Annotated in this window: 3 protein-coding genes; all 3 read left to right on the forward strand. The window is 74.5% G+C overall.

The features are described 5' to 3' along the window. Window positions 1-6 precede the first annotated feature (6 nt). Window positions 7-6,378 carry a non-ribosomal peptide synthetase gene (locus tag ADK64_RS07260; RefSeq protein WP_053656241.1) on the forward strand — a complete coding sequence of 2,124 codons (6,372 nt, stop codon included), beginning with the start codon at window positions 7-9 and terminating at the stop codon, window positions 6,376-6,378. Window positions 6,379-6,432: 54 nt separating this feature from the next. Beyond that, complete coding sequence (locus ADK64_RS07265; RefSeq protein ID WP_053656243.1) at window positions 6,433-7,491, forward strand: MupA/Atu3671 family FMN-dependent luciferase-like monooxygenase; 1,059 nt, start codon at window positions 6,433-6,435, stop codon at window positions 7,489-7,491. A 42-nt stretch (window positions 7,492-7,533) separates the two neighbouring features. Then, on the forward strand, window positions 7,534-7,721 hold a 188-nt coding region (locus ADK64_RS07270; protein ID WP_053656245.1), incomplete at its 3' end, for a hypothetical protein.

The raw sequence follows: 7,721 nt of genomic DNA on the forward strand, positions 1-7,721 counted from the left end.
ACGCCCATGACCGACGGCCCGGCGGACCCGATGGACTGCCTGCGGGACGCCGTCCGGCGCCACCCGGACCGCCTCGCGGTGACCGCCCCCGACCGGCAGCTGACCTTCGCCGCCCTGTACGACCGCGTCGAGACGCTCGCGACGGCCCTGCTCCGCCGCGGCGCGGGACCCGGCACGGTGACCGGCATCTGCCTGCCGCGCTGCGCCGACCTGGTCGCGGCACCGCTCGCCGCCTGGCACGCGGGGTCGGCCTTCGCCCTGCTCGATCCCGCGCATCCCGCTGCCCGACTGCGGGCCCTGGCGGCGGAGGCCGGGGCAGCGGTGCTCGTCACGACCGGCGACGGGCACCGGCTGACCGGGGCGATCGAGGCGATCGAGGCGATCGGGATGGCCGGGATGGCCGGGATGGCCGGGGTGGCCGGGGCGACCGTGGTGACCGCCCTGGATCCGGCGCACGCCGGGATCGCCCCTGAGCCGCGAGTGCCGCCGGAGCGCGCCCGCTCACGGGGGGTGGCCGAGGTCGTCGAAGCCGACGGTGACGCGCGAGCGCCCTGCCCGGCGGGCGAGGGCCTCGGCGGACGCCGCGACGTGCGACGGCCCGCGCGCGGGCCCCTCGCAGGGGCCGACGCTGAGCCGCGACCGCCCGTCCCCGTGCACCGCGCTCACGGTGCGCCCGCCGAGGCCGGCCGTGACGTACGACCGCCCGCGCGCGGTGTGTTGCCCGCAGCCGGCGCCGTGGCGTACGTCGTCCACACCTCCGGCTCCACCGGTCGCCCCAAGGCGGTCCAGGTGTCGCACGGCAATGTCCGGCATCTCATCGCCGCTCTGGAGAACGGCGGTTGTCTGCCGTGCGCCCCCGCTCGGGTGGCGTGGCTCGCGGGCCTGTCCTTCGACGCCTCCGTGCAGCAGCTGCTCCGGGTCTGCCGGGGAGACACGCTGGTCGTGCCGGACGAGGCGACCAGGCAGGACCCGGAGCGCCTCGCCGGCTTTCTGCGGCGGGCGCGGATCACCGACCTCGACGCCACCCCGGCCCTGTGGGAGCTGCTCCGCCCCCACCTCGTACGGCGCCTTCCCGGCGAGGCCCCGCTCCGCCTCCACCTGGGCGGCGAGCCGGTGCCGCCCGCGATGTGGGCGGACCTGGCGTCGCTCGCCGCCGACGGCCGGGTGAGCGCGCTGAACCTCTACGGCCCGGCCGAGTGCACCGTCGACGCCACGGCCGCGCCCGTCACCGGCCCCGCACCGGTGATCGGCGCGGCCCTGCCCGGCGTACGGGCGCAGGTGCTCGACCGGCGGCTGCGGCCCGTCGCCGAGGGGGAGACCGGCGAGCTGTACCTCGCGGGCGACGGAGTGGCCCTCGGCTACGCCGGCCGGCCCGGGCGCACCGCGGAGCGGTTCGTCGCCGAGCCGGGCGGACCGGCAGGCTCCCGCATGTACCGCACCGGCGATCTGGTGCGCCGTTGCGGATCCGGCCGACTCGCCTACGCAGGCCGCGTGGACGACCAGTTCAAGCTGCACGGCGTGCGGATCGAACCGGGCGAGATCGAGAGCGTGCTCGCGGGCCACCCCTCGGTCGCCCGCGCCGTCGTCACGCTGCGCGAGGACCGGCCGGGCGACCGGCGCGTGGTCGCCCACGTCACCGCGGTCGCCGGAGCCCCCGCGCCCGATCCCCGGGAACTGCGGGCGCACTGCGCGGACCGGCTGCCTCCGGCCCTGGTGCCCTCGGCGGTCGTCGTCCTCGCCGCCTTCCCCACGGCACCCGGCGGCAAGGTGGACCGCTCCGCCCTGCCCGCGCCCGACTACACGCGCGCGGGCCACGGCGGTGCCCCGGCCGACGGCCGCGAGACAGAGCTGTGCCGGCTGTACGCGGATGTCCTCGGCCTCGCCGACGTCGGCACCGACGACAGCTTCTTCGACCTGGGCGGACACTCGCTGCTGGCCATGCGCCTCATCGGCCGTATCCGCGCCGAACTGCACGCCGAGGCGGACATGCGCGACCTGTTCGAGGCACCGACCCCGGCCGCACTGGCCGGCCGGCTGACCGAGGCCGCCGGGACCCGGCCGCCGTTACGGCCGCTGCCCCGCCCGTACCCGCTGCCCCTGTCCTACGCCCAGCGCCGGCTGTGGTTCCTGGACCGGCTGCACGGGCCCGGCGCCGCCTACAACGAACACGTCGCCCTGCGCTTCACCGGCCCCCTGGACCGGCGGGCCCTGGAAGCGGCCCTGTTCGACGTCGTCGTACGCCACGAGGTGCTGCGTACCGTCTACCCCGACGACGAAGGCGAACCCCGCCAGCACATCCTGGACCCGGGGGCGGCCCGGCCGCCCCTGCCACTGCGGGCGACGGGCGAGGACGAGCTGCCGGGCGTGCTGCGGGAACAGGCGAGCCGCCCCTTCGACCTCGTACGTGAACCTCCCCTGCGCGCAAGGCTGTTCGTCCTCGACGCCGACACCCACGTCCTGCTGCTGGTGATCCATCACATCGCCAGCGACGGCTGGTCGATGCGGCCGCTCGCCCGCGACCTGGCGCTCGCCTACCGTGCCCGGTGCGCGGGTCGTCCCCCCGACCGGCCCGCCCTGCCGGTGCAGTATGCGGACTACACCCTCTGGCAGCGTCGGCTGCTGGGCGAGCCGACCGACCCGGACAGCCTGCACCACCGTCAACTGGCCTACTGGCGCGAAGAACTCGACGGACTGCCCGATCGCCTCCGGCTGCCCGTCGACCGACCGCGCTCCGCCCCGCAGGCCTGTCATCGGGGCGCCACCGTGCCGTTCGACTGCGGTCCCGAGTTGCACCGGGCCCTCCTCGACCTGGCCCGCACCCACCGATGCACCCTCTTCACGGTCGTGCGCGCCGGACTCTCCGTGCTGCTGACCCGGCTGGGCGCGGGCCACGACATCCCCCTCGGGGTGGCCATCGCAGGGCGCGGCGACCCCGCCCTCGACGACCTCGTCGGTTTCTTCGTCAACACGCTCCCGCTGCGGACCGACACCTCCGGCGACCCCACCTTCCGGGCGCTGCTCGAACGGGTCGGACAGAGCGGGCCGGCCGCCGCCGCGCACCAGGACCTGCCTTTCGACACGCTCGTCGAGGAGCTGAATCCGCGCCGCACGGCGGACCGCCAGCCCCTCTTCCAGGTCCTGCTGGCCTTCCAGAACAACGCCGAGGCCGACTGGTGCTTCGGCGACGAGCTGACGGTGACGGCACAGCCGGTGGAGCGGGACAGGGCCCGCTTCGACCTGGCCCTGTCGATCGGTGAAGTCCGAACCCGCGACGGCGGACCCGGTGGCCTGACCGGCACGCTGGAGTACGCGATCGACCTCTTCGAACCCGCCACCGCACACCGGATCAGCGCACTGCTGCGCAGAGTCCTTGAGAGCGCGGCGGCCGAACCGGACCGACGGATCGCGCAGTACGACCTGTTGACCGAGGAGGACGGACCACCGCTGCTCACCGGCCCCGCGGCCACCGCGTCACCCTCCTTCGACGCGCTCTTCGAGGCACGGGCACGGCGAGAACCGAGCGCCGTCGCCGTACGGTTCGGCCGCCAGGAGGTGTCCTACGGCGACCTCAACACCCGCGCCAACCAGCTGGCCCACCGCCTCATCGCGTACGGCGTCGGCCCCGAGGACGTGGTCGCGGCGGCCCTGGACCGGTCCGTGGAGCTGATCGTCGCACTGCTGGCGGTACTGAAGACGGGCGCGGCACTCCTGCCCCTGGACGTCGGCTACCCCGCGGCACGCATCGCGACCATCCTCGCCGACGCACGCCCGGCGCTCCTGCTGGCCGCCCGCCGCACCGTCCTGCCGGGGACGGCCGCGCCCACCCGGATCGACGTCTCCGAACCCGCAGGCGCCCCGGGCGCCGGTCCCGCGACCGACCCCACGGACCGGGACCGCACCACGCCGGTCAGGCCCGCGCACCTCGCCTACGTCATCTACACCTCGGGCTCCACCGGCACCCCCAAACCCGTGGCCGTCACCCGGGCCGGGCTCGCCAACCTCGTCGCCCACCAGGCCGCCACCCTGAACGTCCGGACCACCGACAGCGTCCTGCAGTTCGCCTCCCCCGGCTTCGACGCCTTCGTCTGGGAGGCCGGCATGGCCCTCACGGCCGGGGCCACCCTCGTCCTGGCACCGGCACGCCGGCTGCTGCCGGGCCCGGAACTCGCCCGGCTCGCCGCCGAGCAGCGGATCAGCCACCTCACCGTGCCGCCCGCCGTGCTCGGCGTCCTGCCACCGGACACCATGCGCGGCATCGGCACCCTGGTCGTCGCGGGCGAGGCATGCGGCGCGGAGCTGGCCACGGCCTGGGCGAAGGACCGGACGCTGCTCAACGGATACGGCCCCACCGAGACGACGGTCTGCGCCACGATGAGCGGGGCCTTGATCCCCGACGACGGCATCCCGCCCCTCGGCGCGCCGGTACGCGGCACGCGCGTGACGATCCTCGACGCACGGCTGCGCCCGGTCCCCACGGGCGTCACGGGCGAGCTGTACGTCGGCGGAGCAGGCCTCGCCCGCGGCTACCGCGACCGGCCCGGGCCGACCGCCCAACGTTTCGTCGCCGACCCGTACGGCCCCGCGGGGGCGCGGATGTACCGCACCGGAGACCTGGTGCGCCGCGGCGCCGACGGCCGTCTGGAGTTCGTCGGACGTGCCGACGACCAGGTCAACCTACGCGGGTTCCGCATCGAGCCGGGCGAGGTCGAGGCACATGTCGCCGCCGCCGACGGGGTGGCCGGGGCGGCGGTCGTGCTGCGCGAGGACCAGCCGGGCGACCGCAGGATCGTGGCGTACGTCGTACCGGAGCCGCCCACCCGGGAAGCGGGCGGGACCGGTGGCGAGCGTGGTCACCTGGCGGACTGGCGCCAGATCCACGACGCCGTGTACGCGTCGCCGCGGGGGCCCGAACCGGCACCGCTCGGCGAGGACTTCACCGGCTGGTACGACAGCCGCGACGGCGCCCCCATCCCGCTCAAGGACATGCGCGAGTGGCGCGACGCCACCGTACGGCGCCTCAGGGAACTGTCCCCCGTCCGCGTCCTGGAGATCGGCGTGGGCAGCGGTCTGCTGCTCGCCCGACTCGCCCCCGAAGCCACCGAGTACTGGGGGCTCGACTTCTCCGCCGAGGCGATCCGCCGCTTGCGCGGCCAACTCGCCGGGCTGGGGCTGCCGGACGGCCGGGTGGTCCTGCGGCAGCAGTCCGCCCATGAGTCGACGGGCATCCCCGAGGGCCGCTTCGACCTGGTCGTCCTCAACTCGGTCGTGCAGTACTTCCCGAGCGGCGACTACCTGGCCCGCGTGCTCGACACCGCGAGCCGCGCCCTGGCCCCCGGCGGCCGGGTCTACGTCGGCGACGTCAGGAACCTCCGGCTGCGCGACCGTATCGCGGGCCGTGCGGGGGCCGACCCCGAACTCCTCGTGGATCCCGGCTACTTCACGGCCTACGCGGCGGCCTCCGGCAGGTTCGGCACCTGCGACGTCCGGCTGAAGCGAGGGCGGGACGCCAACGAACTGACCGCTCTGCGCTACGACGTGATGCTGGGCACCGGTCCCGTCCCCGCCGTACCCGAACCGGAGGCGACGCTGCGCTGGGGTCACGACCTCCACGGCACGGACGCCTTCTTCGCCCTCGTACGCGCCCGGCGCCCCGCGCGCATCACGGTGACGGACCTACCGAACGCCCGGCTCACCGGCTTCCTCCGGGGCGCCGACCGTGCCCGCCACGACGCCGTCGACCCCGAGCAGTTCGCGGGCGCGGGTGAGGCACTCGGCTACCGGGTCGCCCTGCGCTGGTCCGCCGAGTCGGGCGACACCCACTTCGATGCCGAATTCTCTGTCCATGGTGGGGAGTTGTCCGGTCCACCGGTCCGGGAGACCGGGAAGGCCGACCTCTCGCGCCATGTCAACACACCGCTCACCGCGGACGACGAGCGGCGGATCCGGACGTCGGTGCGGCGGCACGTGGCCGCGGCCCTGCCCGACCACATGGTCCCGTCGGCCGTCGTCGTCCTGGACCGCTTTCCCCTGACCCCCCACGGCAAGACCGACCGTGCCGCACTGCCGCCCCCGCCCACCGGACGGCCGGACGGCGCGGCGGGCCGGCACCGACCGCGCACGCAACGGGAGAGGGCACTGTGCGCCATGTACGCGGACATCCTCGGCCTCGACGACGTCGGCACCGACGAGAACTTCTTCGACCTGGGCGGTCACTCGCTGCTGGCGACGCGCCTGGTCAGCCGGATCCGGGCCGCCTTCGGCGTCGACCTGCCGGTGGGCACGCTGTTCGACGCGCCCACAGTGGCGGACCTCGCCCCCCGGCTGGACGGCGCCCACGGCACCCGACCACCCCTGCGACGCATGCGCCGCCAGGACTGAGACCTCGTCCGGGCCAGGACCGGACACCCGACCCGACCGACGGGGGCCACCGCAATGGACCTCAGCCTCTTCTACTTCGCCGACGACAGCACCGGCACGCCCGCTGCCGGCGCCGACGGCCGCTACCAACTCCTGCTGGAGGGAGCCCGGTTCGCGGACCGCAACGGATTCCGGGCCGTATGGACCCCCGAGCGCCACTTCCACCCCTTCGGCGGGCTCTACCCCAACCCGGCCGTCACGGGCGCGGCGCTGGCCGCCGTCACCGACCGTCTCGCCATCCGGGCCGGAAGCGTCGTCGCACCGCTGCACCACCCGGCCCGGATCGCCGAGGAATGGTCGGTCGTGGACAACCTCTCCGGCGGACGCGTCGGCATCTCCTTCGCCTCCGGCTGGCACCCGGTCGACTTCGCCCTCGGACAGACCGCGTACGACGACCGCAAGCAGGTCATGCTCCAACGCGTCGACGAAGTGCGGCGGTTGTGGCGCGGCGAATCGCTCGACGTCACCGACGGCACCGGCCGGCCCACCCGGGTCCGGGTGTTCCCGCCCCCCGTACGGCCCGAACTGCCCGTCTGGGTGACCAGCGCCGGCGAACCGGACACCTTCCGCGCCGCGGCCCGCGCCCGGGCCGGAGTGCTGACCCATCTGCTCCACCAGAGCCTTGACGAACTCACGGAGAAGATCACCGAATACCGTGAGACGGCCCACCGCACCCACCCCGGGTGGAACGGCCATGTCGTGCTCATGCTGCACACCTATCTCGCCGAGTCACGGGACGAGGCCCGCCGCACCGTACGCGGCCCCCTGCGGGACTACCTCCGAAGCTCCCTGCACCTGGTGACCCGCTCGATCACCGAAGCCGACCCCGACTTCGACCTGGACTCCCTGGACGAGGAGGACATCGACTTCCTCCTCACCCGCTCCTTCGACACCTATTTCGACCACCGGGGCCTGTTCGGCACCGTCGACCGGGCCGCCCGCACGGTCGAGGACGCGCGCGCCGCGGGAGTCGACGAGATCGCCTGCCTGATCGACTTCGGCATCGACACCAAGACCGTGCTCGACGGACTGCGCCTGCTCGGCGAACTCCGCACCCGCATCACCCCCGCCTAGCCACACACGAGCCGCCCACCGACGCCGGAGGTCGAGCACAGCATGATCCCCCTGTCTTTCTCCCAGGCACGCTTCTGGTTCCAGGACGAGAGCGGCGGCGACCGCTCCACATCACCCGTCGCTGCGGTGGTCCTGCGTCTGGTGGGGGAGTTGGATGTGGTGGCGTTGGGTGCGGCGGTGGGTGATGTGGTGGGGCGGCACGAGAGTGTGCGGACGGTGTTTCCGGTGGT

The organism is Streptomyces sp. MMG1121, from assembly GCF_001280015.1.
Lineage (GTDB): Bacteria > Actinomycetota > Actinomycetes > Streptomycetales > Streptomycetaceae > Streptomyces.

Coding starts and splice junctions, on each gene's coding strand:
- ADK64_RS07260 (WP_053656241.1), top strand. CDS start 7: ATGACCGACGGCCCGGCGGACCCGATGGACTGCCTGCGGGACGCCGTC.
- ADK64_RS07265 (WP_053656243.1), top strand. CDS start 6,433: ATGGACCTCAGCCTCTTCTACTTCGCCGACGACAGCACCGGCACGCCC.